The 25,309-nt window shown below is 73.4% G+C and carries 19 protein-coding genes and 1 rRNA gene; 15 read left to right on the forward strand and 5 right to left on the reverse strand.

Features of this window, described 5'->3' with window-relative positions; all coding sequences use genetic code 11:
• Positions 1–91, forward strand: a 5S ribosomal RNA gene (rrf, locus tag ACFYU0_RS26250); the annotation flags it as partial.
• 1,280 nt (positions 92–1,371) lie between these two features.
• Entirely contained in the window at positions 1,372–2,235 is an 864-nt protein-coding gene (locus ACFYU0_RS26255) for a hypothetical protein (RefSeq protein WP_389304810.1), read from the forward strand.
• A gap of 70 nt (positions 2,236–2,305) precedes the next feature.
• Here the strand turns inward: ACFYU0_RS26255 and ACFYU0_RS26260 are convergent, their stop codons facing one another.
• Positions 2,306–3,589: a DUF1015 domain-containing protein gene (locus ACFYU0_RS26260; protein WP_389304560.1), complete on the reverse strand. Its 1,284-nt coding sequence runs from the start codon at positions 3,587–3,589 to the stop codon at positions 2,306–2,308.
• 73 nt (positions 3,590–3,662) lie between these two features.
• Between ACFYU0_RS26260 and ACFYU0_RS26265 the strand changes: the two genes are divergently transcribed.
• From ACFYU0_RS26265 to ACFYU0_RS26280, 4 genes are all read left to right on the forward strand, one after another.
• Positions 3,663–4,688, forward strand: a complete 1,026-nt coding sequence (locus ACFYU0_RS26265; protein WP_389304562.1) for an HAD-IIA family hydrolase — start codon at positions 3,663–3,665, stop codon at positions 4,686–4,688.
• A 148-nt stretch (positions 4,689–4,836) separates the two neighbouring features.
• On the forward strand, positions 4,837–5,880 hold the full coding sequence (locus ACFYU0_RS26270) for a FecCD family ABC transporter permease (RefSeq protein ID WP_389304564.1): 1,044 nt from the start codon (positions 4,837–4,839) through the stop codon (positions 5,878–5,880).
• Between the two features lie 11 nt (positions 5,881–5,891).
• Positions 5,892–6,923: a FecCD family ABC transporter permease gene (locus tag ACFYU0_RS26275; protein ID WP_389304566.1), complete on the forward strand. Its 1,032-nt coding sequence runs from the start codon at positions 5,892–5,894 to the stop codon at positions 6,921–6,923.
• A complete protein-coding gene (locus ACFYU0_RS26280; protein WP_389304568.1) occupies positions 6,920–7,786 on the forward strand; it encodes an ABC transporter ATP-binding protein in 867 nt (288 codons plus the stop codon). The genes ACFYU0_RS26275 and ACFYU0_RS26280 overlap by 4 nt, the downstream gene beginning before the upstream one ends.
• On the opposite strand, the gene ACFYU0_RS26285 is transcribed toward ACFYU0_RS26280, so the two are convergent.
• Entirely contained in the window at positions 7,770–8,117 is a 348-nt protein-coding gene (locus tag ACFYU0_RS26285; RefSeq protein ID WP_351672830.1) for a sterol-binding protein, read from the reverse strand. The two genes, ACFYU0_RS26280 and ACFYU0_RS26285, sit on opposite strands and share 17 nt — an antisense overlap.
• 42 nt (positions 8,118–8,159) lie before the next feature.
• On the opposite strand from ACFYU0_RS26285, the gene ACFYU0_RS26290 reads away from it, so the two are divergent.
• The 5 genes from ACFYU0_RS26290 (at position 8,160) to ACFYU0_RS26310 (ending at position 13,467) form a co-directional block, all read left to right on the forward strand.
• On the forward strand, positions 8,160–8,522 hold the full coding sequence (locus ACFYU0_RS26290) for a hypothetical protein (protein ID WP_389304570.1): 363 nt from the start codon (positions 8,160–8,162) through the stop codon (positions 8,520–8,522).
• A gap of 7 nt (positions 8,523–8,529) precedes the next feature.
• A complete protein-coding gene (locus ACFYU0_RS26295) occupies positions 8,530–9,345 on the forward strand; it encodes a TlyA family RNA methyltransferase (protein ID WP_389304572.1) in 816 nt (271 codons plus the stop codon).
• Positions 9,342–10,250, forward strand: a complete 909-nt coding sequence (locus tag ACFYU0_RS26300; protein ID WP_351672824.1) for an NAD kinase — start codon at positions 9,342–9,344, stop codon at positions 10,248–10,250. Before ACFYU0_RS26295 ends, ACFYU0_RS26300 begins: the two co-directional genes overlap by 4 nt.
• Before the next feature lie 85 nt (positions 10,251–10,335).
• Complete coding sequence (gene recN / locus ACFYU0_RS26305; RefSeq protein WP_389304574.1) at positions 10,336–12,078, forward strand: DNA repair protein RecN; 1,743 nt, start codon at positions 10,336–10,338, stop codon at positions 12,076–12,078.
• A 252-nt stretch (positions 12,079–12,330) separates the two neighbouring features.
• Positions 12,331–13,467: a glycosyltransferase family 4 protein gene (locus ACFYU0_RS26310; RefSeq protein ID WP_389304576.1), complete on the forward strand. Its 1,137-nt coding sequence runs from the start codon at positions 12,331–12,333 to the stop codon at positions 13,465–13,467.
• A gap of 47 nt (positions 13,468–13,514) precedes the next feature.
• Here ACFYU0_RS26310 and ACFYU0_RS26315 read toward each other — a convergent pair whose 3' ends face one another.
• The 3 genes from ACFYU0_RS26315 to ACFYU0_RS26325 form a co-directional block, all read right to left on the reverse strand.
• A complete protein-coding gene (locus ACFYU0_RS26315) occupies positions 13,515–15,164 on the reverse strand; it encodes a PucR family transcriptional regulator (RefSeq protein ID WP_351672819.1) in 1,650 nt (549 codons plus the stop codon).
• Between the two features lie 49 nt (positions 15,165–15,213).
• On the reverse strand, positions 15,214–16,596 hold the full coding sequence (locus ACFYU0_RS26320; RefSeq protein WP_389304579.1) for an FAD-binding oxidoreductase: 1,383 nt from the start codon (positions 16,594–16,596) through the stop codon (positions 15,214–15,216).
• A gap of 70 nt (positions 16,597–16,666) precedes the next feature.
• Entirely contained in the window at positions 16,667–18,469 is a 1,803-nt protein-coding gene (locus ACFYU0_RS26325; protein ID WP_389304811.1) for a glycoside hydrolase family 15 protein, read from the reverse strand.
• A gap of 552 nt (positions 18,470–19,021) precedes the next feature.
• Between ACFYU0_RS26325 and ACFYU0_RS26330 the strand changes: the two genes are divergently transcribed.
• From ACFYU0_RS26330 to ald, 4 genes are all read left to right on the forward strand, one after another.
• Positions 19,022–20,671 carry a CTP synthase gene (locus tag ACFYU0_RS26330; RefSeq protein ID WP_351672815.1) on the forward strand — a complete coding sequence of 550 codons (1,650 nt, stop codon included), beginning with the start codon at positions 19,022–19,024 and terminating at the stop codon, positions 20,669–20,671.
• A gap of 83 nt (positions 20,672–20,754) precedes the next feature.
• Positions 20,755–21,381: an NUDIX domain-containing protein gene (locus ACFYU0_RS26335; protein ID WP_389304581.1), complete on the forward strand. Its 627-nt coding sequence runs from the start codon at positions 20,755–20,757 to the stop codon at positions 21,379–21,381.
• Between the two features lie 249 nt (positions 21,382–21,630).
• Positions 21,631–23,697, forward strand: a complete 2,067-nt coding sequence (locus ACFYU0_RS26340; protein ID WP_389304583.1) for a tetratricopeptide repeat protein — start codon at positions 21,631–21,633, stop codon at positions 23,695–23,697.
• Positions 23,698–23,835: 138 nt separating this feature from the next.
• Positions 23,836–24,960, forward strand: a complete 1,125-nt coding sequence (gene ald, locus ACFYU0_RS26345; protein WP_351672809.1) for an alanine dehydrogenase — start codon at positions 23,836–23,838, stop codon at positions 24,958–24,960.
• The last annotated feature ends 349 nt before the right edge of the window (positions 24,961–25,309 follow it).

Consider the following 25,309-nt stretch of genomic DNA (forward strand, 5'->3'; position numbering starts at 1 on the left):
GCCCGGTTACATTCCGAACCCGGAAGCTAAGCCTCACAGCGCCGATGGTACTGCAGGGGGGACCCTGTGGGAGAGTAGGACGCCGCCGAACAATCTTTGGAGGACCCCTGGTCCCAGCGTTCAGCTGGGACCAGGGGTCCTTTCGTTTTTACAATGCTTGCGGTACCTAAGACAGGAGTCACCATGTCCACCAACTCTCCCGACGATCGACCGGAGCGCGACCAGCGGCGACGGGACAGTGGTGACCGTGGGGACCGCGGCGGCTACCGCGGCGACCGAGGCGGCTACCGTCGCGACAACGACCGCCGTGACAACGACCGTGGTGGCTACGGCCGTCGCGACGACAGCCGCGGTGGCGGCCACGCCGACCGTGGTGACCGCGGTGGTTTCCGTCGGGACGACAGCCGTGGCGACTTCCGCCGCGACGACCGTCGGGGCGACGATCGCGGTGGTTTCCGTCGCGATGACCGTCGTGACGACCGCCGTGACGACAGGCGTGATGACCGTCGTGGCGGTGGCTACGGCGAGCGCGGTGACCGCGGCAGCTACGGCCGGCGCGACGACCGCCGTGAGGGCGACCGGGGCCACCGCCCGGGCTTCCAGCGCGACGACCGCGACCGCGGGCCGCGCCGGGACGACCGCGGCGACCGCCCCGCCTTCCGCCGCGACGACCGTCGTGACGACCGCGGTGGTTTCCGTCGCGACGACCGTGGTGGGGACTTCCGCCGTGACGACAGGCGTGATGACCGCCGCGACGAGCGTCGGGGCGACGATCGTGGTGGTTTCCGTCGCGATGACCGTCGTGACGACCGCCGTGACGACAGGCGTGATGACCGTCGTGGCGGTGGCTACGGCGAGCGCGGTGACCGCGGCAGCTACGGCCGGCGCGACGACCGCCGCGAGGGCGACCGGGGCCACCGCCCGGGCTTCCAGCGCGACGACCGCGACCGCGGGCCGCGCCGGGACGACCGCGGCGACCGCCCCGCCTTCCGCCGCGACGACCGTCGTGACGACCGCGGTGGCTTCCGTCGCGACGACCGTGGTGGCGACCGTCCGGGCTTCCGCCGTGACGACACCCGCGGAGACTTCCGTCGTGACGACCGCCGTGGTGACGACCGCGGTGGTTTCCGTCGGGACGACAGCCGCGGTGACTTCCGTCGTGACGACCGGCGTGACGATCGCCGTGGCGACGACCGCGGCGGCTTCCGTGGCCGGGACGACCGGGGTGGCCGTGGGCCCCGCCGGGACGACCGGGGCGGGCGGCCCGGCGGCTTCCGGGGACGTGACGGGCGGGACGACCGCCGTGACGACCGGCGTGGCGGAGGCCGCTTCCGCGACGACCGCGACCGGGACCGCGAGCCGATCAAGCGGCTGCCGATCCCGGAGGACGTCACCGGCGACGAGATCGACAAGGACGTACGGCAGGAGCTGCAGAGCCTGCCCAAGACGCTCGCCGAGGACGTCGCCAAGAACCTGGTGATGGTCGCGCGGCTCATCGACGAGGACCCCGAGGGCGCCTACGGCTACTCCAGGGTCGCCCTGCGGCTGGCGTCCCGGGTCGCCGCCGTCCGTGAGGCCGCCGGCTTCGCGGCCTACGCCAACCAGAAGTACAGCGAGGCCCTCGGCGAGTTCCGGGCCGCGCGGCGCATGACCGGCACCGTGGAGCTGTGGCCCGTGATGGCCGACTGCGAGCGCGGCCTCGGCCGGCCGGAGAAGGCCCTCGACATGGCCGGCGCTCCCGACGTGCACAAGCTGGACAAGGCCGGTCAGGTCGAGATGCGGCTCGTGGCGGCCGGCGCCCGGCGCGACATGGGCCAGCTGGACGCGGCCATCGTGACCCTGCAGAGCCCGGAGCTGGCCTCCAACTCGGTCCAGCCCTGGACCGCGCGCCTGCGCTACGCCTACGCCGACGCCCTGCTGGCGGCCGGTCGGGAGAGCGAGGCGCGGGAGTGGTTCGCCAAGGCCGTGGAGGCCGACCGCGACGGCAGCACGGACGCCTCCGACCGGCTCGCCGAGCTGGACGGCGTCGAGTTCGTCGACGCGCTCGACGAGAGCGACGCTGCCGACGAGAGCGACGCTGCCGAGGAGGGCGACGCTGCCGAGGAGGTCGACGGCGCCGCCGGCCAGGTCGACCGGTCCGACGACGAGGTCCGTGTGGAGAAGACGGACGAGGACGCCGAGGACGCCGAGGACGTCGAGGACGTAGAGGGCAAGGACGTCGAGGACAAGGACTGACGTCCCGCAACGCGAAGGTGAAAGGGCGGAACCCTCCGGGGTTCCGCCCTTTCGCATGTCCGGGGGCCGGTCAGAGCTCCAGCGCGCGCAGCACCAGCCCCGACGCCGGTTTCGGACCGAAGGACGTGGACTTGCGGGGCATCTTCACGCCCTGCCGGGCCAGTTCGCGTACGACCTCCTCGCGCACCGGGTGCAGCAGGACGGCGGTGCTGCCGTCCTGCTCGGCCTTGGCGACGGTGGCCGCCGTGTCGTGGATGTAGGCGATGTGGGCGGGGGAGTCCTCGGGGATGTGCCAGATGTGCTCGAGGAGCGTGGCGTGCAGCACGGTGGCGTCCAGGGAGCGCCAGGCGGCCGGGCGGTCCGCGGGGATCGTGCGGTCCAGCAGGCCCGGGTCCGGGCGGTCGACCAGGTGGAAGGAGCCGTCGCCGGCCAGCAGGAAGGCGTTGCCGGCGCAGGCCGCGTCCGCCAGCACCTCCTGCGCCTTGGCCAGCGGCACGTCGAGGCGCCGTACCCGGAACTGCCCGCTCAGGGCTGCCAGCGCGTCCCTGACCGGCAGTCCGTGCAGGAGCCGGTGGATGGCGCGCACGCGCAGCGGATAGCGGGCGGTGTCGACGAGCAGGACCAGGCCGTGGTCCCAGGGGCTGGGGGAGGGGTGCTCCGCGCGCAGCCGCAGGTAGGTGGCCCAGCGGTGGTGGCCGTCGGCGATGAGGGCCTGGTGCTGAGCCAGGTCGGACTGGATGCCGGCCAGGTCCGCGGGGGCGGTGACCGACCACAGTCGGTGGCGGAAGCCGTCCTCCGTGGTCGTCGCCAGCAGCGGAGGTCCGGCCACGGTGCGTTCGACGACCTCGGCCGCCGTGCCGTCGCCGCGGTAGGTCAGGAGCAGGGGTTCGAGGTTGGCGCGGGTGGCGCGCATCAGTGCGGCGCGGTCCGCGACGACCGGGGGCATGACGTCCTCGTGCGGCAGGACCACGCCCTCGGCGGGGGCGGAGACGCGCAGGGCGCCGATGACACCGCGCTGGAGCATGCCGTCGCCGTCGCGCTGCTCGTAGACGTACAGGGCGGGGTCCGGGTCGGGGGCCAGCACGCCCTCGGCGAGCCAGCGGCGCAGGGTGTCCGCCGCCTGTTCGTTGCGGGCGTCCGGGGTACCTGCCTGGGGCAGGATCAGCCGGACGATGTTGTGCGGGTCGGCGGACTCGAGATGGTGCAGGCCGTCGGGGCGTACGACGACGTCGTACGGGGGAGAGGTGACGGAGGCCAGACTGCCGACCCGGTCGGGGTCGTAACGAAGGCCTCGGAACGGCGTCAGTTCCAGGCCTCGGCGCTCCGTTGCTTCCGAGTGACCTGCTGTGTTCATCCCGGCATCGTACGTGTGCCGGCGGGGTGGGGGATGATCGGGGGAAAGACGGTCTAACGAGGAGCGATGTGCAATGAGCCAGGGCGTCAGGACCAGGCCCGGGGACAGTGGGCAGCCCCTGAGCGAGGCGTACGACACGGCGCTGCTCGATCTGGACGGGGTGGTGTACGCGGGCGGGGACGCCATCGCGCACGCCGTCGACTCGCTGGAGCGCGCCCGGAACGGCGGGATGCATCTGGCCTACGTCACCAACAACGCCCTGCGGACGCCGGACGTCGTGGCGGAGCACCTGACGGAGCTGGGGATACCGACCGGGGCGGACGACGTCATCACCTCGGCGCAGGCGGTCGCCCGGCTGATCAGCGAGCAGGTGCCGGCCGGGGCCCGGGTGCTGGTGATCGGCGGTGAGGGGCTGCGGGTGGCGCTGCGCGAACGCGGGCTGACGCCGGTGGAGTCGGCGGACGACGACCCGGCGGCCGTGGTGCAGGGGTTCGGCGGTCTCGACCTGCCGTGGGGCCGGTTCGCGGAGGCCTCGTACGCGGTGGCCCGGGGCGTGCCGTGGTTCGCGTCCAACACCGACCTGACGATCCCCAGCGGACGCGGGATCGCGCCGGGCAACGGTGCGGCCGTGGAGGTCGTCCGGATCGCGACGGGCGCGGAGCCGCAGGTCGCGGGCAAGCCGCTGCCGCCCATGCACCGGGAGACGATCCTGCGGACGGGCGCCGAGCGGCCGCTGGTGGTCGGGGACCGGCTGGACACCGACATCGAGGGCGCGTTCAACGGCGGGGTGGACTCCCTGCTGGTGCTGACCGGCGTCACGGACGGCCCCCTGCTGCTGGCGGCGCCGCCGCGGCACCGGCCGACGTACGTGGACGCCGACCTGCGCGGGCTGCTCACGGGGCAGCCGGAAATCACTCGTGAGGGTGACGGTTTCCGGTGCGGAGGGTGGACGGCGAACGCGGCGGACCGGCTGGAGCTCGAAGGCGACGGCGAGGCGATGGACGGACTGCGGGCGCTGTGCGCCGCGGCCTGGACGGCGGCCGGGGACGGTTCCTGCGAGCTGGACGGGGAGAAGGCGCTGGCGCGGCTGGGACTGTGACGGCCGGGCGGTGACCGGACGCCGGGGGAGCGGGGAGCGGTCGCCGGGTGCGGAACCGGCGTTCCCGGGCGCCCGGTTCCGGTCCGGCGGTGAAGGCGGTTCCGAGGCGGTCTCGAGATCACAGAGGAGGGTAGGCTAACCTAACCTCGTGTTGGTCGACAGTCCTCCGGAACAGCGCGCGGACACCGCCCCCGCGCCCCCAACCCGCCGGGCGGTGCGGGCCCTTGGGCTCCTGCTCTCGGTCGTGATCCTGGTGCTCGTCGCACTGGCGAGCATCGCGGTCGGCGCGAAGGCGCTGTCACCGGACCAGGTCTGGCACGGTCTGTTCCACGGCACGGGGACGTACGGCGACGTGGTCGTCGACGAGCGGATGTCGCGCACCGCCCTCGGTCTGCTGGCCGGCGCCGCGCTCGGCCTGTCCGGCGCTGTGCTGCAGGCGCTCACCCGCAACCCGCTCGCCGACCCCGGGCTGCTCGGCATCAACGCCGGCGCCTCCGCGGCCGTCGTCACGGCGCTCACCTTCTTCGGCGTCACCAGCCTGACGGGCTACGTGTGGTTCGCGTTCGGCGGCGCCGCCGCGGTCGGGGCACTGGTGTGGTTCCTCGGCGGCAGCCGCGGCGCCACCCCGGTCCGGCTGGCCCTCGCCGGCACGGCGGTCAGCGCCGCGCTGTACGGCTACCTCCAGGCTGTGATGATCATGGACGGTGCGGCGCTGGGCAAGATGCGCTTCTGGACGGTGGGTTCGCTGGCCTCGGCCACGGACTCGACCATCGCGCAGGTCCTGCCGTTCCTCGTGGCCGGCACCCTGCTGGCGCTCGGACTCGCCCGGCCGCTGAACGCCATGGCGATGGGCGACGACACCGCCCGCGCCCTCGGCGCGAACCTCAACCGCACCCGGGCGCTCGCCATGCTCGCGGCGACGGTGCTCTCCGGCGCCGCGACCGCCGCCTGCGGTCCGATCATGTTCGTCGGCCTGATGGTGCCGCACGTCGTGCGCTCCTTCACCGGCCCCGACCTGCGCTGGATCCTGCCCTACGCGACCGTCCTGTCGCCCGTGCTGCTGCTCGGCGCCGACGTCCTCGGCCGGATGGTCGCCCGGCCCGCGGAACTCCAGGTCGGCGTCGTCACCGCGCTCATCGGCGGCCCGGTCTTCATCTTTCTCGTACGACGGCGCAGGACGGCCCAGCTGTGAGGACCCGACGGATGACCCGTGCCGTGCGCACTCCCGGAGGGCTGTCCCTGCGCCTGGACGTCCGCGCGCTGACCGTCGTCGCCCTGCTCCTGCTCGCCGCCTGCGCCGCGGGCGTGGCGCTGATCGGCACCGGCGACGCCAGGATCCCGGCGGCGGACGTCCTGAGGACGCTGGCCGGCGACGGCACCGCCTACCAGGACTTCATCGTCAACGAACTGCGGCTGCCGCGGGTGCTGGTGGGACTGCTGGTGGGCGCCTCGCTGGGCCTCGGCGGCGCCCTGTTCCAGGCGGTCTCCCGCAACCCGCTCGGCAGCCCGGACGTGCTCGGCCTGTCCCAGGGCTCGACGGCGGGCGCGCTGGTCGTGATCGTGCTGATGTCCGGCAGCGCCGCCCAGGTCACCGCGGGAGCGCTGGCCGGCGGTCTGGTGACGGGGTTCGCCATCTATCTGCTCGCCTGGAAGCAGGGCGTGCACGGGTACCGGCTGGTCCTGGTCGGCATCGGCGTCTCCGCGATCGTCACCGCGGTCAACGGCTATCTGCTCACCAAGGCCGACCTGGTCGACGCGACCCGCGCGGTGGTGTGGATGACCGGGTCCCTCAACGGCCGTGACTGGGAGCAGGTCTGGCCGCTGCTGTGGCTGTGCGCCGTCCTCGTGCCGCTGGTCCTCGCCCATGCGCGGGGGCTGCGGATGATGGAGATGGGCGACGACGTCGCGAACGCGCTCGGCGTGCGGGTGCAGCGCGTGCGGCTGGTGCTGATGGTGTCCGCGGTGCTGCTCACCGCGGCCGCCACCGCGGCGGCCGGGCCCGTCAGCTTCGTGGCGCTCACCGCGCCGCAGCTCGCCCGGCGCCTCACCCGCTCGCCGGGCCCGAACCTGCTGCCCTCCCTCTGCATGGGCGCCGCCCTGCTGGTCGCCGCCGACTGGGCCGCGCAGCGTGCCTTCGGCGCCGACCAGCTCCCCGTGGGCGTGGTCACCGGCGTACTCGGCGGCTGCTATCTGCTGTGGCTGCTGGTCGCCGAGCGCAGGGCGGGCCGGATATGAGCGGCGCGAACGGCGGGCCCGACCCGCGCGGCGCGTACCCGAACACCCCGAGGAGCACTGTGAACCGCCTGTCCGCCGAGAACGTCACCCTCGCCTACGACCAGCGCGTCATCGCCGAGGAGCTGTCGGTGGAGATACCCGACAACTCCTTCACGGTGATCGTCGGCCCGAACGCGTGCGGCAAGTCGACGCTGCTGCGGGCGCTGTCGCGGATGCTCAGGCCCAGCGAGGGCCGGGTGCTGCTGGACGGGCAGGTCATCCAGTCGATGCCGGCGAAGAAGGTCGCCCGGACCCTCGGCCTGCTGCCGCAGTCGTCCGTCGCGCCCGACGGCATCACGGTCGCCGACCTCGTCGGCCGCGGCCGCTACCCGCACCAGGGCATCCTGCGCCAGTGGTCGGCCGAGGACGAGCGGGTGGTGCGGGAGTCCATGGCGCAGACCGGCGTCGCCGAGCTGGCCGACCGGTACGTGGACGAGCTGTCCGGCGGTCAGCGCCAGCGGGTCTGGATCGCCATGGCCCTCGCCCAGCAGACGCCGCTGCTGCTCCTGGACGAGCCGACCACCTACCTGGACATCCAGCACCAGATCGACGTCCTCGACCTGTGCGCGGAACTGCACGAGACGCAGGGGCGGACGCTGGTGGCCGTGCTGCACGACCTGAACCACGCGGCCCGCTACGCCACCCACCTCATCGCCCTGCGCGGCGGCGAGGTGATCGCCGAGGGCGCGCCGAACGACGTCGTCACGGCCGGGCTGGTCGAGGAGGTGTTCGGGCTGCGCTGCCAGGTCATCGACGACCCGGAGACCGGTACCCCGCTGGTCGTCCCGGCGGCCCGCAGGGCACGGCTCACAGCAGCTTCCTGAGCCGGAACAGGTCCAGCAGGCTGGCGTCGAGGCGCACCCGGCCCCGGCCCCAGGCGGTCGCGAAGTTCAGCTCGCCGTCCACCAGGCCCACCAGGTCGTCGCCGGCCATGGCGAGCCTGATCTGCGCCTTCTCGCGGGGCGGCCCCGGGTGGGTGGTGTCGACCTCGATCCGGCCGCCCGTCATCCGGCCCACGAAGGTGACGTCGAGGTCGGTGATGTGGCAGCTCACCGAGCGGTCCAGGGCGGCGGCCGCCCGGACGTCGCCCTCGGCGCCCTGCATGTTGTCCGAGAGCTTCCCCAGTGCGGTGCGGCACTCCTCGATCGTGGCCATGGCCACCGACGGTACCCCAGCGGTTCGCGGTAGCGTCTGGGCATGAGCGAGTCCGTGCCCGAGGCCCCGGCGGAGGCCGAAACCGAGACGGTGCCCGGGGGTGATCCCGCGACCGGTCAGGCGGCCGGCACGGCCGTGCCCGTGGCCGATCCCGACGCCGGACACGTCCCCGAGCCCGAGTACGACCCCGCGGCCCCCGCGCCCCTGGGCGTCCCGCGCACCCCCACCGGCGACGCCGGCGTCGACGCACAGCTCCAGCGGCTGGCCGACGCCGACCACCTCGCCACCGACGGCCATGTGGAGGTGTACGAGGATGTACACAGGGGACTGCGCGACGCGCTCACCGCGCTCGACGCCCGCCCCGGACCGCAGGTCCCCGTACCGCCGTACCGAAACAGGAGCTGAACCGAACGTGGCAGGAGTCGCACGCCTTCGTCTGGACGCGGAGCTGGTCCGCCGGAAGCTGGCGCGTTCGCGCGAGCACGCCAGCCAGCTGATCGCCGCCGGACGGGTCACCGTCGGCAGGACCGTGGCGACCAAACCGGCCACGCAGGTGGACAAGGCGGCGGCGATCGTGGTCCAGACCGACGAGGGCGACCCCGACTACGTCTCCCGGGGCGGCCACAAGCTCGCCGGCGCGTTCGAGGCCTTCGTGCCGCTGGGCCTCGCCGTCGAGGGCCGGCGCGCGCTGGACGCCGGGGCGTCCACCGGCGGCTTCACCGACGTCCTGCTGCGCGCGGGCGCCGCGCACGTCGTCGCCGTGGACGTCGGATACGGCCAACTCGCCTGGTCCCTGCAGAACGATGAACGCGTCACCGTCAAGGACCGTACGAACGTACGCGAGTTGACGCTTGAGGCGATCGATGGGGAACCTGTGGATCTTGTCGTGGGTGATCTGTCCTTCATTCCGCTCGGGCTGGTGCTGCCCGCCCTGAAGCGGTGCGTGAAGCCGGACGCCGACCTGGTGATGATGGTCAAGCCGCAGTTCGAGGTGGGGAAGGAACGGCTGGGCAGCGGGGGTGTCGTACGGAGTCCGCAACTGCGGGCGGAGGCCGTGCGCGGGGTGGCCGACAAGGCCTGGGAACTGGGGCTCGGGGTGCGGGGGGTCACCGCGAGTCCGCTGCCCGGTCCGTCGGGCAATGTCGAGTACTTCCTGTGGCTGCGGTCCGGCGCCCCCCGCCTGGACCCGGCCGAGGTCGACCGAGCAGTGGCGGAGGGGCCGCGTTGACACAGAACCGAGCGCGTACTGTTTTCCTGCTCGCCCACACCGGGCGGCCCGCGGCCATCCGCAGCGCGGAACTGGTGGTCAAGGGGCTGCTGCGGCACGGCATCGGCGTGCGGGTGCTGGAGGAGGAGGCGCGCGACCTGCCGCTCCCCGGCGAGGTGGGACTCGTCAAGGAGGCCACCCCGCAGTGCCTCGACGGGTGCGAGCTGCTCATCGTCCTCGGCGGTGACGGGACCCTGCTGCGTGGCGCCGAGTTCGCCCGGGCCTCCGGGGTGCCGATGCTCGGCGTCAACCTGGGGCGGGTCGGGTTCCTGGCGGAGGCCGAGCGGGACGACCTGGACCGGGTCGTCGACCGGGTGGTGGCACGCTCCTACGAGGTCGAGGAGCGGATGACGATCGACGTCGTCGTGCACCGCAACGGCGACATCGTGCACACCGACTGGGCGCTGAACGAGGCCGCCGTGCAGAAGGCCGGCGCGGAGAAGATGCTCGAGGTGGTCCTCGAGATCGACGGGCGGCCGGTCACGGCGTTCGGCTGCGACGGGATCGTGCTGTCGACGCCCACCGGATCCACCGCGTACGCCTTCTCCGCCGGCGGGCCAGTGGTGTGGCCCGAGGTGGAGGCGCTGCTGATGGTGCCGATCAGCGCGCACGCGCTGTTCGCCAAGCCGCTGGTCACCTCGCCGGACTCGGTGCTCGCGGTGGAGGTGCTGCCGCACATTCCGCCGGGCGTGCTCTGGTGCGACGGGCGGCGGACCATCGAGCTGCCGCCCGGCGCGCGGGTGGAGGTGCGGCGCGGCGCCGTGCCGGTGCGCCTGGCCCGGCTGCACCACGCCTCGTTCACGGACCGGCTGGTCGCGAAGTTCGCGCTGCCGACCACCGGCTGGCGGGGCGCGCCGCACACGTAGCCGCGCGGCCGGCCCGGGACCCGGCGGGGGCCACTCGCCCGGGTGACACGGGCGGGCCATGTGCGCTCCCCGCCCCGGACCTCGTATGGTCTGTTCCGTGTTGGAGGAGATGCGGATACGGTCACTCGGGGTCATCGACGATGCCGTGGTCGAGCTGTCACCGGGGTTCACCGCCGTCACCGGCGAGACCGGTGCGGGCAAGACCATGGTGGTCACCAGCCTGGGACTGCTGCTGGGCGGGCGTGCGGACCCGGCGCTGGTGCGGATCGGCGCCGGGAAGGCGGTCGTGGAGGGCCGGATCGCCGTGCCCTCGGACGCCACCGCCGTCGTACGCGCGGAGGAGGCCGGGGCCGAGCTGGACGACGGCGCCCTGCTGATCAGCCGTACCGTTTCCGCCGAGGGCCGCTCACGGGCGCACCTGGGCGGGCGCAGCGTGCCGGTGGGGCTGCTCGCCGAGCTGGCCGACGACCTGGTCGCCGTGCACGGCCAGACCGACCAGCAGGGGCTGCTGAAGCTCACCCGGCAGCGGCAGGCGCTCGACCGGTACGCCGGGGACGCCGTCGCGGTGCCGCTCGCCAAGTACACCGAGGCCTACCGGCGGCTGCGGGCCGTCTCCGCCGAGCTGGAGGAGATCGTCACCCGCGGGCGTGAGCGCGCCCAGGAAGCCGACATGCTCCGGTACGGGCTCGACGAGATCGCCGGTGTGGAGCCCCGGGCCGGGGAGGACGTGGAGCTGTCCGAGGAGGCGGAGCGGCTGGGGCACGCCGAGGCCCTGTCGTCCGCCGCGACCGCCGCGCACGCCGCTCTCGCGGGCAACCCCGAGGACCCCGAGGGGATCGACGCCACCACCCTCGTCGCGGGCGCGCACCGGGCCCTGGAGGCCGTCCGCTCGCACGACCCGGCGCTGGCCGCGCTCGCCGAACGGATCGGCGAGGTCGGCATCCTGCTCGCCGACGTGGCCGGAGAGCTGGCCGGGTACGCCGACGACCTGGACGCCGACCCGCTGCGGCTGGCCGCGGTGGAGGAGCGCCGGGCCGCCCTCGGCACGTTGACCCGCAAGTACGGCGACGACGTGGCCGCCGTCCTCGCCTGGGCGGAGCAGAGCGCCGCGCGGCTCACCGAGCTGGAGGGCGACGACGAGCGGACCGGGGAGCTGACCGCCGAGCGGGACGCCCTGCGCGCCGAGCTGGGCGCGCTCGCCCAGGCCCTGACGGACGCCCGTACGGAGGCCGCCGAGCGGTTCGCCGCCGCGGTGACCGCCGAGCTGGCCTCGCTGGCGATGCCCCACGCGCGCGTGTCCTTCGACATCCGGCAGACCGAGGACCCGGAGGGCGTCGAGGTCGGCGGCCGGTCCGTCGCCTACGGCCCGGCCGGCGCCGACGAGGTCGAGCTGCTGCTCGCCCCGCACCCGGGCGCCCCGCCGCGGCCCATCGCCAAGGGCGCGTCCGGAGGCGAGCTGTCCCGCGTGATGCTGGCCGTGGAGGTCGTCTTCGCGGGCACGGACCCGGTGCCGACGTATCTCTTCGACGAGGTGGACGCCGGTGTCGGCGGCAAGGCGGCGGTGGAGATCGGGCGGCGGCTGGCGAAGCTGGCCAGGACCGCGCAGGTCGTCGTGGTCACCCACCTGCCCCAGGTCGCCGCCTTCGCCGACCGCCAGCTCCTGGTCGAGAAGACCAACGACGGCACGGTGACCCGCTCCGGCGTCAAGGTCCTCGAGGGCGAGGAGCGGGTCCGCGAGCTCTCCCGCATGCTGGCCGGCCAGGAGGACTCGGAAACGGCCCGCGCCCACGCGGAGGAACTCCTGGCGACGGCCCGCGCCGACCTCTAGGGCTCCTGTTCGGGCAGCGGCGGGAGACCGGCCTCCGCTCACCCGTGTGGGTGAACGTGCTCCGGTGCGGTGCTCCGGGTCGCCGTGCTGTGCGCCTCCTCGGGTTTTGCCGGAACGGCCGTACGTACTGGCATGCTTGACGGAGAGGCGGTCGGTGCGGGAGGCGCGCGGTACGCCCTTTCGGTCCTCCCGGCCCGCTACCTTCGGTACGTTTCTCGTGACGCCCGCCCCGAATCAGGAGCCCCCGGCCCCGTGAGCCCCGTGAGCAGCAACGCACCGCACGGCCAGTCGCCGCTGCGCACCGTGCAGGTGCTGGGCGGGGGCAACGCCGGCAGCAGCGCGCACGTACGCTCCCTGGCCGAGGGGCTCGTCGCCCGGGGCGTGCGGGTCACCGTGTGCGCCCCCTCCGAGGCCGACCACGCGTACGACTTCACCGGGACCGGCGCCGACCACGTGCACGTGCCGCGCAGCAGCGACCCGGCCTCCGTGGCCGCGCTCCGGGCCGCGTGCGCCGGCGCCGACCTGGTGCACGCCCACGGTCTGCACGCCTCCTTCCGCGCCGTGCTCGCGCTCAGCGGGCGCACCACCCCGTTGGTGGTCACCTGGCACAACCGGGCTCGCGCGGAGGGCGCGCGGGCGCATCTGCTGCGGCTGCTGGAGCGGCGCGTGATGCGCACCGCGGCCGTGGTGCTCGGCACCACCTCCGACCTGGTGGACCGGGCCCGCCGCACCGGGGCGCGGGACGCCCGGCTGGCGGCCGTGGCCCTGCCCGGCCGGCGCCGTCGCGCCGACGACGACGACACCGACCAGGGGCGGCCCAAACTCCGCGCCGAACTCGGCGCCACCGGACGCCCTCTGCTCATCGCCGTCGGCTCCCTCGACCGGCAGCGCGGCTACGACGTCCTGCTGGACGCGGCCCGCGCCTGGCGCGGCCTCGATCCCGTGCCGCTGGTCGTCGTCGCGGGGGAGGGGCCGCTGCGGCCCGAACTCCAGCGGCGGATCGAGGACGAGGAGCTGCCGGTACGGCTCCTCGGGCGCCGCGACGACGTGCCCGAGCTGCTCACGGCCGCCGACCTGGCGCTGCTGACCAGCAGGTGGGAGTCCCGGTCCGTGCTCGCCCAGGAGGCGCTGCAGGCGGGCGTGCCGCTCGTCGCGACCCGCGTCGGCGGCATCCCGGACCTGGTGGGCGAGGCCGCCGAGCTCGTTCCGTACGGCGACGCCGAGGCCCTCGCGGCCGCCGTCAGCGGTCTCCTCGCCGACGCCGGACGCCGTGAACTGCTGCGCGAGCGGGGTCCGCGGCAGGCCGCGACCTGGCCGACCGAGGACGAGACGGTCGCCCAGGTGCTGAGCGTCTACGACGAACTCACCCAGCCCAGGCCGCTTCCCTAGGGGCCTGTCCCGAAAGGGCTCTCGCGACGGGGCCTCCGCGACCCCTCCTAGGGCGTGTGCCGGCGGGCGCGCAGCGCCAGGCTCAGGGCCAGCACCGTCTGCGGGTCGTCGAGGTCGGTGCCCAGCAACTCGCCGATGCGGGCGAGGCGGTTGTAGAGGGTCTGCCGGTTCAGGTGCAGTTCGCGGGCGGTCTCCGCCTTGCGGCCCGCGTGTGCGAGATAGGTCTCCAGGGTGGGCAGCAGCGGCGGCTTGGAGCGGTGGTCGTGGTCGCGCAGCGGACCGATCGCGCGGTCCACGAACGCCGCCAGGTCCGGATGGTCGCGCAGCCGCCACAGCAGCAGGTCGATGTCGAGGCGGCGGGCGTCGTACCAGGGCCGGTCGGTCAGACCCTGCGCCGCCGTCGCCGTCTCCGCCGCGTGCCGGAGCCCGGCGGACGCGGCCGCCCAGCCGCCGGCCACCCCGACGACCACGACCGGCGGGGCGGCGCCCGGCCGCCGCATCCCGGCCCGCTCCACGCCCGCCCGCAGCGCCGCCGCGACCCGGTCCGCGACCGCCGGCCGCTCCGACTCCGCGCGCAGCCCGAGCAGCACCAGCACCCGCCCCTCGACCGGCCGGACGCCCAGCAGCACCGGAACCCCCACCGAGGCCAGCTCCTCGGAGACCGCGCGCGCCAGCACCGCCCAGCCCCCGGACGGGGACAGGGAGTCCCCGACCCGCATCACCACCGGCAGCAGCGGGCTGCCGCCCGGCTTGAACCCGAGGACGCGGGCCTGCGCCGGGGCGTCCTCCGCCGTGATCCGGCCCTCCGCCAGGTCGGTGAGGAAGTCGCCCCGGCCGCGCGCTGCCAGCTCCTCCTCCTGGCGGGCCTGCATCAGCACCACGGCCAGGATGCCCGCCGCCCGCTCCGCGGCCATCCGGTGCACCGGGGCCAGCGGCGAGCGGACCGGCAGCAGCACCAGCCGGGCCCGCACCGCACCCGCGCCCGCACCGGGACCTCCGCCGGGGACGTCCACGAGCACCGAACCCGCGGGCGGCGGCGCGTCCTTGTGCGGGCCGCGCAGCCCCTCCCACACCTGCAGCGGGTCGGCGCCCTCCGGCCCCGACCCGGCGGCGTACAGCAGCCGGCCGTCCGCGGTCTCCAGGAACACCGGGTTGGCGCAGAAGTCGGCCAGGATGCCGAGCACTTGAGGCACCCCGCCACCGCCGAGCAGGGCCTCCGTGCACCGCCGGTGCACCTCCTCGGCGCGCTGCAGCAGCGCGTAGTGCCCGTTGACGATCTCCGTGTGGATCTCCTCGGTGACCGCCACGAAGGGCACCTCGCGGTGGAGCTGGACCAGCGGCAGCCCGGCGGCGCGCGCGGTGTCCACCAGCGCCGCGGGCAGCCGGGTGAACCGCGGCCCCAGCTCCACCACCAGCGCGGCGATCCCCCGTTCGGCGAGGGTGCGCACGAAAGCCCGCTGCTCGGCCGGCCGGGTCCCCAGCCCGTAGCCGGTGGTGAGCAGCAGCTCGCCGCCCTTGAGCAGCGAGGCGATGTTCGGCACCTCGCCCGCGTGCACCCAGCGCACGGTCCGCCCCAGCCGGTCGCCGCCCGCCAGGATCTCCGGCAGCCCGCTGCGCAGCCCCGGCAGCTCCAGCGCCCGCTGAACGGTGATCCCGGCGCCCTGAGTGGCGAGTCTGCTCTCCGTACCGCTGTCCATGCAGCGGACGCTACCTGCGCAAACGCCCGGACGACAGCGCGTGTCCCCGCTACACCGGGAGGATGTTGTGGTTGAAGCGGAACACGTTGTCGGGGTCGTAGGCCCGCTTCACCTTCTCCAGCCGCAGCAGGTTCCCCTCGCCCAGTCCCGCCCTGACCCGGTCCCGGCCCTCGTCCCCGATGAAGTTCAGGTAGACGGCGCCGGTGCTCCACGGCCTGACGTCGGCCCGGACCTCGCGCACCCAGGCGACCGCCCGCTCGTCGTCGGCCGGGTCCTGCCAGATGGCGAAGGGGTGCACCGCCCACGGCGCGTCCCGGTAGGGCACCGGGTACTCGTGCGGGCCGGCGGCGATCGCGCCGCCCTGCGGGAACAGCAGGTGCTGGGTGCTGGTCGGCACCGGCATGCTCTCCGCGCGGGCGCAGTAGACGTCCACCAGTTCGTCCGGCATACCGGTCACGTACTCCGCCGACCAGTAGTTCCGCTGCCCGGGCGGGTCGTCCAGCATGCACTGGACGTCGGCGTACGGCATCGCGCCGGCGATCTCCGCCTCGTGGGGGAGCGCCAGCAGGGGCTCGGCCAGCTTGCGCAGGTCCTCCTCGCCGCCGGCGTAGGTCAGCAGCGCGGCGCACACCAGCTTGCCCACCAGCTCCTCGGGTACGAACTCCTCGGGCGGGCCGGTCAGATAGAGCACGGCGCCGCTCACCTCGTCGGGACCGGTGGTGACGATCTCGCGGAAGATGCGGACGACGTCCCGGCCCAGTTGGGGCAGGTAGAGCAGCAACGCGATGGAGAACTCGGGCAGTTCGTGCAGCCGCAGGGTGAGCGAGGTGGCGACGCCGAAGTTGCCGCCGCCGCCGTGCAGGGCCCAGAACAGCTCCGGGTTCTCGTCGGCGCCGGCGCGCACCCGCTCGGCGTCCGCCGTCACCAGTTCCACGCCGAGCAGGTTGTCGGCGGCGTAGCCGAAGGTGCGGTCCAGCCAGCCGGTGCCGCCGCCCAGGACGAAACCGCCGACGCCGGTGGTCGAGGCCCGGCCGCCGGTGGTGGCGAGGCCGTGCGGCTGGGTGGCCCGGTCCAGATGGCTCATCGTGGCGCCGCCCTCCACCCGGACCGTCTGCGCCGCCGGGTCCACGGTCACCTGGTGCATCCGGCGCAGGTCCACCACCACGGCGCCGTCGCCCAGCGCGGTGCCGGACACGCTGTGCCCGCCGCCGCGCACCGCGACCGGCAGGTCCAGGTCCCGGGCGAACCGTACGGCGCGGACCACGTCGGCCGGGCCCGCGCACTGCGCGATCACGGCCGGCCGCCGGTCGATCATCGCGTTGAAGACGGCGCGGGCCTCGTCGTAGCCCGGGTCCGAGGGGGCGAACACGTCGCCGGCCAGATCTTCGCGCAGCGCGGCGAGGGCCGCGCCGGCCTTCGAAGGGGAAGCCATGGCCGCCCCCTTCCGCTCGGGGGCAATGGTCCGCTTCCCAGCCTAGGCGGGCCCGCTCGCCCGGTCGCGCTCAGCCGCCGTACGCCCCCGAGGCCGTGAGCCGCAGTGCGGTGTCGATCAGCGGCACATGGCTGAACGCCTGCGGGAAGTTGCCGACCTGGCGCTGCAGCCGGGGGTCCCACTCCTCGGCGAGCAGCCCGAGGTCGTTGCGGAGCGCGAGCAGCCTCTCGAACAGCTTCCGGGCCTCGTCCACCCGGCCGATCATCGCCAGGTCGTCCGCCATCCAGAACGAGCAGGCGAGGAAGGCACCCTCGTCGCCGGGGAGGCCGTCGACGCCCTCGTCCTTGCCCTCGGTGGGGTAGCGCAGGATGAACCCGTCCGAGGTGGACAGCTCGCGCTGGATCGCCTCGATGGTGCCGATCACCCGCTTGTCGTCCGGCGGCAGGAAGCCCATCTGCGGGATCAGCAGCAGCGAGGCGTCCAGCTCCTGGGAGCCGTAGGACTGCGTGAAGGTGTTGCGCTCCTTGTCGTAGCCCTTCTCGCACACGTCCCGGTGGATGTCGTCGCGCAGTTCCTTCCAGCGCTCCAGCGGGCCGTCCGCGTCACCGGACTCGATCAGCTTGATCGTGCGGTCCACCGCGACCCAGGCCATCACCTTGGAGTGCACGAAGTGCCGGCGCGGGCCGCGCACCTCCCAGATGCCCTCGTCCGGCTCCTGCCAGTGGTCCTCCAGGTAGCGGATCAGCTTGAGCTGGAGCAGGGAGGCGTAGTCGTTGCGGGCCAGACCGGTCATGTGGGCCAGGTGCAGGGCCTCGGTGACCTCGCCGTACACGTCGAGCTGGAGCTGGTGCGCGGCGCCGTTGCCGACCCGGACCGGGGCGGAGTGCTCGTAGCCGGGCAGCCAGTCCAGCTCGGCCTCGCCCAGCTCGCGCTCGCCCGCGATGCCGTACATGATCTGCAGGTTCTCGGGGTCGCCGGCGACCGCGCGCAGCAGCCACTCGCGCCAGGCGCGGGCCTCCTCGCGGTAGCCGGTGCGCAGCAGCGAGGACAGGGTGATCGCCGCGTCGCGCAGCCAGGTGTAGCGGTAGTCCCAGTTGCGGACGCCGCCGATGTCCTCGGGCAGGGAGGTGGTGGGGGCGGCGACGATGCCGCCGGTGGGGGCGTAGGTCAGCGCCTTCAGGGTGATCAGCGAGCGGATCACCGCCTCGCGGTACGGACCGTGGTACGTACAGTGCTCGACCCACTCGCGCCAGAAGGTCTCCGTCGCCTCCAGCGACTGCTCCGGTTCCGGCAGCGCCGGCGGCTCCTTGTGCGAGGGCTCCCAGGAGATGGTGAAGGCGATCCGGTCGCCCGGGGCCACGGTGAAGTCGGCGTAGGTCGTCAGCGCCTTGCCGTAGGTCTCGGCCTCCGTGTCGAACCACACGGAGTCGGGTCCGGCGACCGCCACCGTGCGGCCCTCGTGCTTGTGCACCCAGGGCACGACCCGGCCGTAGGAGAACCGCATCCTCAGGGCCGAGCGCATCGGCACCCGGCCGGTGACGCCCTCCACGATCCGGATGAGCTGCGGGGCGCCGTCACGCGGGGGCATGAAATCGGTCACGCGCACGGTGCCGCGCGGGGTGTCCCACTCGGACTCCAGGATCAGCGAGTCGCCCCGGTAGCTGCGCCGGGCGGCCGTGGGCGGCTGCGAGTCGGCCGCGTGCGCCGGGCCGAGCCGCCAGAAGCCGTGCTCCTCGGTGCCCAGCAGGCCGGCGAAGATGGCATGCGAGTCGAAGCGGGGCAGGCACAGCCAGTCGACTGTGCCGTCCCGGCAGACCAGGGCAGCGGTCTGCATGTCTCCGATGAGTGCGTAGTCTTCGATGCGCCCGGCCACGTGCAACTCCAGTCGAACGGCCACGTCACCCCCGCGCAGGGGGCTGTCGCTAGTGCGGTCAAGGGGTCGTTGTTGTGCGTCGTTGAGCGGTGAAGCAAAGCAGCCCGCCGAGCCCTGGGGCAAAACGACAGTCTTTGCTCAACGAACTGCCGCGCTCTCGTTGTTCCGGGTGCTGTGGGCGGGGGTGTGCCGTCGTTCCGGACGGGCCCGGCAGATGAGTGTCCGAGCAGGATACGACGCACGCAGATGATCTGCGTGCCGCTCCCGGCAACCCGTGTGAGCCGAACGAGTGAGCAGCGGGTGATGAGCATGTGACGAACGAGCGCCCGTGTAAACGGGTGTGCCGAAAGCCACCCGCGGACGGAACCGCTGCGTGCGGGCCCGGGCGCGGAGCGTGGCCGGGAGCCATCTCGTCCGGGCGCTGTTACGCTGGTAGCCCGTGGACCGGTGGGAGACGAACCCCCGAACCGCAGCGACGGCGACCCCCGGAGACCTCCGGACCGGCGGCCGTACCGCCCGACAGACAGCGACCACGGGAGCCCCCTCTTGGCCATGACGCCCAAATCCACGACGACCAAGCACATCTTCGTCACCGGGGGTGTCGCCTCCTCGCTCGGCAAGGGCCTCACCGCCTCCAGCCTGGGCATGCTGCTCAAGGCCCGCGGCCTGCGCGTCGTGATGCAGAAGCTCGACCCGTACCTCAACGTCGACCCGGGCACGATGAACCCCTTCCAGCACGGTGAGGTGTTCGTCACCCACGACGGCGCCGAGACCGACCTGGACATCGGCCACTACGAGCGCTTCCTCGACCGCGACCTGGACGGCTCCGCGAACGTCACCACCGGTCAGGTCTACTCGACGGTGATCGCCAAGGAGCGGCGCGGCGAGTACCTGGGCGACACCGTGCAGGTCATCCCGCACATCACCAACGAGATCAAGCACCGCATCCGCCGCATGGCGACGGACGAGGTCGACGTGGTGATCACCGAGGTCGGCGGCACGGTCGGCGACATCGAGTCGCTGCCGTTCCTGGAGACCGTCCGCCAGGTCCGCCACGAGGTCGGCCGGGACAACGTCTTCGTGGTCCACATCTCGCTGCTGCCGTACATCGGCCCCTCCGGCGAGCTGAAGACCAAGCCGACCCAGCACTCCGTGGCCGCCCTGCGCAACATCGGTATCCAGCCGGACGCCATCGTGCTGCGCTGCGACCGCGAGGTGCCGACCGCCATCAAGCGCAAGATCTCGCTGATGTGCGACGTCGACGAGGCCGCCGTCGTGGCCTGCCCGGACGCCCGCTCGATCTACGACATCCCGAAGGTCGTGCACTCCGAGGGCCTGGACGCCTACGTGGTGCGCAAGCTCGACCTGCCCTTCCGGGACGTCGACTGGACGACCTGGGACGACCTGCTGGACCGCGTCCACAACCCCGACCACGAGATCACCCTCGCCCTGGTCGGCAAGTACATCGACCTTCCCGACGCCTACCTGTCGGTCACCGAGGCGCTGCGCGCCGGCGGGTTCGCCAACAAGGCCCGGGTCAAGATCAAGTGGGTCACCTCCGACGACTGCAAGACCCCGGCCGGCGCCAAGGCGCAGCTCGGCGACGTCGACGGCATCTGCATCCCGGGCGGCTTCGGCGACCGCGGTGTGCTCGGCAAGGTCGGCGCGATCCGCTACGCCCGCGAGAACCGGATCCCGCTGCTCGGCCTCTGCCTGGGCCTGCAGTGCATCGTGATCGAGGCCGCGCGCAGCCTCGCCGACATCCCGGACGCCAACTCCACCGAGTTCGACCCGGCCACCGCGCACCCGGTCATCTCCACGATGGCCGAGCAGATGGACATCGTCGCCGGTGAGGGCGACATGGGCGGCACCATGCGGCTCGGCATGTACCCGGCGAAGCTGGCCGAGGGCTCGATCGTCCGCGAGGTGTACGACGACAAGGAGTACGTCGAGGAGCGGCACCGCCACCGCTACGAGGTGAACAACGCCTACCGTGCGGAGCTGGAGAAGAAGGCCGGCATCCTCTTCTCGGGCACCTCGCCGGACGGCAAGCTCGTGGAGTACGTGGAGTACCCGCGCGACGTGCACCCCTACCTGGTCGCCACGCAGGCGCACCCCGAGCTGCGCTCGCGCCCGACCCGTCCGCACCCGCTCTTCGCCGGGCTGGTGAAGGCCTCGGTCGAGCGGAAGATCTCCAAGTAACACGACAGTTGTACGGTGGCCGGGGCGCGTCCATTCAAACGGACCGCGCCCCGGCCGCTCGCGCACGTGTGGAAGGACAGGGCATGACGATCAAGGACACCCCCGCGGAGTGGGAGATCCGGGCGACGGAGACCCCCTTCACGGGCAACAAGACCTCCGTGCGCACGGACGACGTGGTCATGCCCGACGGCTCGGTGGTCCGCCGCGACTACCAGGTGCACCCCGGCTCGGTCGCCGTCCTCGCCCTGGACGAGGAGGACCGGGTGCTGCTCATCAACCAGTACCGGCACCCGGTGCGGCACAAGCTCTGGGAGATCCCGGCCGGCCTGCTCGACGTGCCCGGCGAGAACCCGCTGCACGCCGCCCAGCGCGAGCTGTACGAGGAGGCGCATGTCAAGGCCGAGGACTGGCGGGTGCTGACCGACGTGTACACGACCCCCGGCGGCTGCGACGAGGCGGTGCGGATCTTCCTCGCGCGCGATCTCTCGGAGGCCGAGGGCGAGCGGTTCGAGGCGGAGCACGAGGAGACCGACATGGAGTACGCGCGCGTGCCGGTCGACGAGCTGGTGCGGCGGGTGCTCGCCGGCGACGTGCACAACAACTGCCTCGTGGTGGGCGTCCTCTCGCTGGTCGCCGCCCGCGGCGGGGACGGTCTGGACGACCTGCGCCCCGCCGACGCGCCCTGGCCCGCGCGTCCCTTCGCGTCCTGAGCCCCGAGTCGTCCTGAGCCCCGAGTCCCGGCAAGGGCCCCGGCGGCCCCGCCGGGGCCGCTCCGGACCCGCCGTCCGGAGCACGCGCCCACCCGTCCGCGCATTGGTGTGACGATCGCCTGATCCGATCGGGGGATGTGCCCGCCGCGCTCCTACCGGAACGTCGCAGAGCGTGAACTAGGCTCTGGAAATGCCTGTTCCGGGAGGACCCGGCGGGCTTGCGCGTGCGGTGGGACGGGAGTGTGGCCCGTGACGGATCAGGCGGTGGACACAGACGGCGCGCGGCTGCCCGCGCATCCGCCCGCGGAGGACCATTTCCTGGGCCGCACGCGGGAGTTGAAGGGACTGCGCGCCGACATCGAGCGGGCGGGCCTGGACACCCTCTCCGGCCGCAAGGCGCCTCGCGCGCGTGTGCTCCTCATCGCCGGACGCCCCGGCTCCGGCCGGACCGCCCTGGCCGTGGAACTCGCCCGGCAGGTTGCCGAGCGTTACCCCGACGGAGTGCTGCGGGCCCGGCTCAGCGAGCCCGGCGGCGCCCCCGTACCGGTCGCGCGCACGGCCCGTGAACTGCTCGCCGCGCTCGACGTGCCGGCTCCCGCCGGGGCCGCCGAGGACGAGCTGACGGAGGCGCTGCGCACCGCCCTCGCCGGCAAGCGGGCGCTGCTCCTGCTGGACGACGCGGCCGGCGCCGAGCAGGTCGACGCGCTGCTGCCGGACGCCCCCGACTGCCTGGTCGTCGCCGTCGCGGGCGGCCCGCTCACCGGCATCGCCGACGTCCGGCCCTGCACCCTGGGCGGCCTCGACACCAAGTCCGCGGTGGAACTCCTCACCCGCTGGACCGGCTCGGTCCGCATCACCGTCGACCCGCGCTCCGCCGAGAGCCTCGCCGAGGCCTGCCAGGGCCAGCCGGCCGCGCTGACCCTCGCCGGCGGCTGGCTCGCCTCCCGGCCCCAGGCGGCCGTCTCCGACCTCGCCAAACGGCTGCACACCGACGCCGACGACGCCGCGGAGGGCACGCCGCTGGCCCGCGTCTTCCGGCTCGTCCACGACCAGCTCCCCGGCCAGGCCGCCCGGATACTGCGCCTGCTGTGCCTGGCCCCGGCCGGCCTGGTCGACCCGCACACCGCCTCCGCGCTGGCCGGGTGCTCGGTGGACACCGCGGGCGCCGCGCTGGCGGAGTTCGCCGCGCTCGGTCTGCTGCGCCCGGTGGACTCCCCGCTGCCCGAGTACGCCGTCCCCGGCTGTCTGCACCCGCTGCTGCGCGCCCGCGCCGAGAGCCAGGAACGCCCGGGAGAGCTCCAGCTCGCGCGGGCCCGGATGCTGGAGCGCAACGTCCGGCTGCTGCAGTCCTGCCGGGTGATCACCGAGACGGACAGCCCGCAGGCCCGGGAGAAGCTGCGGGACCTGCCCCCGGCGCTCCGCTTCCCCACGCCCCGCGCCGCCGCCGAATGGCTGCGCGTGCGCAGGCCGGCCCTGCTGGCCGCCACCCGCGTGGCCGTCGCCGACGGCGAGCTGGACACCCTCGCCCGCCGGCTGATGTCCCAGCTGGTCAGGGCCATGGCCGCGCACTTCGGCGCGCAGGCCGCCGCACCCGACCTGTACGAGGTCCACGGCCTCGTCCTCGACGTCGCCGAGCGGCGCGGACTGCACCGGGAGCGGGCCGCCGCCCTGCTGAACCTCGGCGACGTGGACGCGCAGACCGGCCGCACCCGGGACGCCCTGGCGCGCTACCGGGCCGCGCTGGACGCCGGACGTGAGGCGAACGACCCGTACGCGACCGGCCGCGCGATGGAATCCGTAGGCGGCGCCCACCAGGAGCTGGGGGACTACGACCGGGCCGCGGACTGGTTCGGCCGGGCGCTGGCCGAGCGGCTGGCCCGCGGCGAGCGCGCGGAGGCCGCCCGGCTCTACGGCCGCACGGGCACCGCGCACACCTACGCGGGCCGCTACGGCGAGGCGCTCAGGAACTGGCGCGCGGCCGCCGCCGGGTACCGCAAAGAAGGCGATGTGGCCGCCCACGCACGGGCGTTGAGCGAGGTGGCCCGGGTGCAGGAGTACGCGGGGCGGCCCGAGGAGTCGCTGCTCACCTGCCGGGAGGCGGTGGACTGGGCACGGCGTGCCCAGGACGCCCGGCTGCAGGCCGCACTGCAGCTCAGGCTGGCCGACACCCTGGACCGGCTCGGCGACCCCGCCGCCGCCCAACTGCACCGGGCCGCGGCCGAGCGCATGCTGGGTAACGAGGGGCAGGAGGACGACGTCCTGCCGGATTACGGCGATGACGCCTGCGAAATCCGTACTGCCGCTCACGAAGATTGATGCAATGAAAGGCTAGACAGGCGGAACGCCTTCATTAAACTGGCTCTGCCGCTCGTTCTCCTGCGGTGTCTCCCGGTATGCCCCTGCATGTCTGGGTACGTCTTGTAATGCACCCCCATACCCTCTGAGCCAAGGACCGTGATCGACGTGAAGGTCGGCATCCCCCGCGAGGTCAAGAACAACGAGTTCCGGGTGGCCATCACCCCCGCCGGTGTGCACGAGCTGGTGCGCAACGGCCACCAGGTCGTCGTCGAGCGGGGCGCCGGGCTCGGCTCCTCGATCACGGACGAGGAGTACGTCGCCGCCGGTGCCGGGATCCTCGCCACCGCCGACGAGGTGTGGGCCGCCGCCGACCTGCTGCTGAAGGTCAAGGAGCCGATCGCCGAGGAGTACCACCGCCTCCGCAAGGACCAGATCCTCTTCACCTACCTGCACCTGGCCGCCTCCAAGGAGTGCACGGACGCGCTCCTCGAGTCCGGCACCACGGCCATCGCCTACGAGACCGTCGAGCTGCCGAACCGCGCGCTGCCCCTGCTCGCCCCGATGTCCGAGGTCGCGGGCCGGCTGGCCCCGCAGGTCGGCGCCTACCACCTGATGCGCCCGGCCGGCGGCCGCGGCGTGCTGCCGGGCGGCGTGCCGGGCGTGACCCCGGCCAAGGCCGTCGTCATCGGCGGTGGCGTCTCCGGCTGGAACGCCACCCAGGTCGCCGTCGGCATGGGCTTCGACGTGACCCTGCTCGACCGCGACATCAACAAGCTGCGCGAGGCCGACAAGGTCTTCGGCACCAAGGTCAAGGCCATCATGTCCAACTCCTTCGAGCTGGAGAAGGCCGTCCTCGACGCCGACCTCGTCATCGGCGCGGTGCTCATCCCGGGCGCCAAGGCCCCGAAGCTCGTCACCAACGAGCTGGTGTCGCGCATGAAGCCCGGAAGTGTCCTTGTCGACATCGCGATCGACCAGGGCGGCTGCTTCGAGGACTCCCGTCCCACGACGCACGCCGAGCCGACCTTCCGCGTCCACAACTCGGTCTTCTACTGCGTCGCCAACATGCCGGGCGCGGTGCCGAACACCTCCACCAACGCCCTCACCAACGCCACGCTGCCGTACATCGTCTCCCTCGCCAACAACGGCTGGGTCGAGGCGCTGCGCCGCGACGCCGCGCTCGCCAAGGGCCTCAACACCCATGACGGCAAGGTCGTCTACAAGGAGGTCGCGGACGCCCTCGGCCTGGAGCACGTGGAGCTGGAGTCCCTGCTCGGCTGACCCTCGCGACCTGGCGTGTCGCCAAGTCGCCAACCGGTGAAAGGCGATTCGTCAACACACGTCGTCAACACCGAACGCCCGGCCGGACCTTGCCCGACAAGGTCCGGCCGGATGTGTGTATGGTCACTTTGCCGCTTGCGGTCAACTCGCCTCGAACGTAACCCTTCGACCGATTCGCACACCGGTGAAACCTGCTGTGCGACGCCCGTACGCCCTTGACAGAGGGATGTTTCATTGCCGACACATCCTGCCGGGTCCGGCGGATTGTGTTGCTGCGGACCGCCGACACGCCATAGAGTCGCCAACCGTCGGCATGGTGCCACGCTGACCTTGTCTAGAAGTTTCCTGG

The sequence above is a fragment of the Streptomyces sp. NPDC003720 genome (assembly GCF_042875075.1).
Taxonomy (GTDB): Bacteria; Actinomycetota; Actinomycetes; order Streptomycetales; family Streptomycetaceae; genus Streptomyces.

Coding starts and splice junctions, on each gene's coding strand:
- recN (WP_389304574.1), top strand. CDS start 10,336: ATGGTCTGTTCCGTGTTGGAGGAGATGCGGATACGGTCACTCGGGGTC.
- ACFYU0_RS26265 (WP_389304562.1), top strand. CDS start 3,663: ATGAGCCAGGGCGTCAGGACCAGGCCCGGGGACAGTGGGCAGCCCCTG.
- ACFYU0_RS26285 (WP_351672830.1), bottom strand. CDS start 8,117: ATGGCCACGATCGAGGAGTGCCGCACCGCACTGGGGAAGCTCTCGGAC.
- ACFYU0_RS26320 (WP_389304579.1), bottom strand. CDS start 16,596: ATGGCTTCCCCTTCGAAGGCCGGCGCGGCCCTCGCCGCGCTGCGCGAA.
- ACFYU0_RS26275 (WP_389304566.1), top strand. CDS start 5,892: ATGACCCGTGCCGTGCGCACTCCCGGAGGGCTGTCCCTGCGCCTGGAC.
- ACFYU0_RS26315 (WP_351672819.1), bottom strand. CDS start 15,164: ATGGACAGCGGTACGGAGAGCAGACTCGCCACTCAGGGCGCCGGGATC.
- ACFYU0_RS26335 (WP_389304581.1), top strand. CDS start 20,755: ATGACGATCAAGGACACCCCCGCGGAGTGGGAGATCCGGGCGACGGAG.
- ACFYU0_RS26330 (WP_351672815.1), top strand. CDS start 19,022: ATGACGCCCAAATCCACGACGACCAAGCACATCTTCGTCACCGGGGGT.
- ACFYU0_RS26280 (WP_389304568.1), top strand. CDS start 6,920: ATGAGCGGCGCGAACGGCGGGCCCGACCCGCGCGGCGCGTACCCGAAC.
- ACFYU0_RS26290 (WP_389304570.1), top strand. CDS start 8,160: ATGAGCGAGTCCGTGCCCGAGGCCCCGGCGGAGGCCGAAACCGAGACG.
- ACFYU0_RS26260 (WP_389304560.1), bottom strand. CDS start 3,589: ATGAACACAGCAGGTCACTCGGAAGCAACGGAGCGCCGAGGCCTGGAA.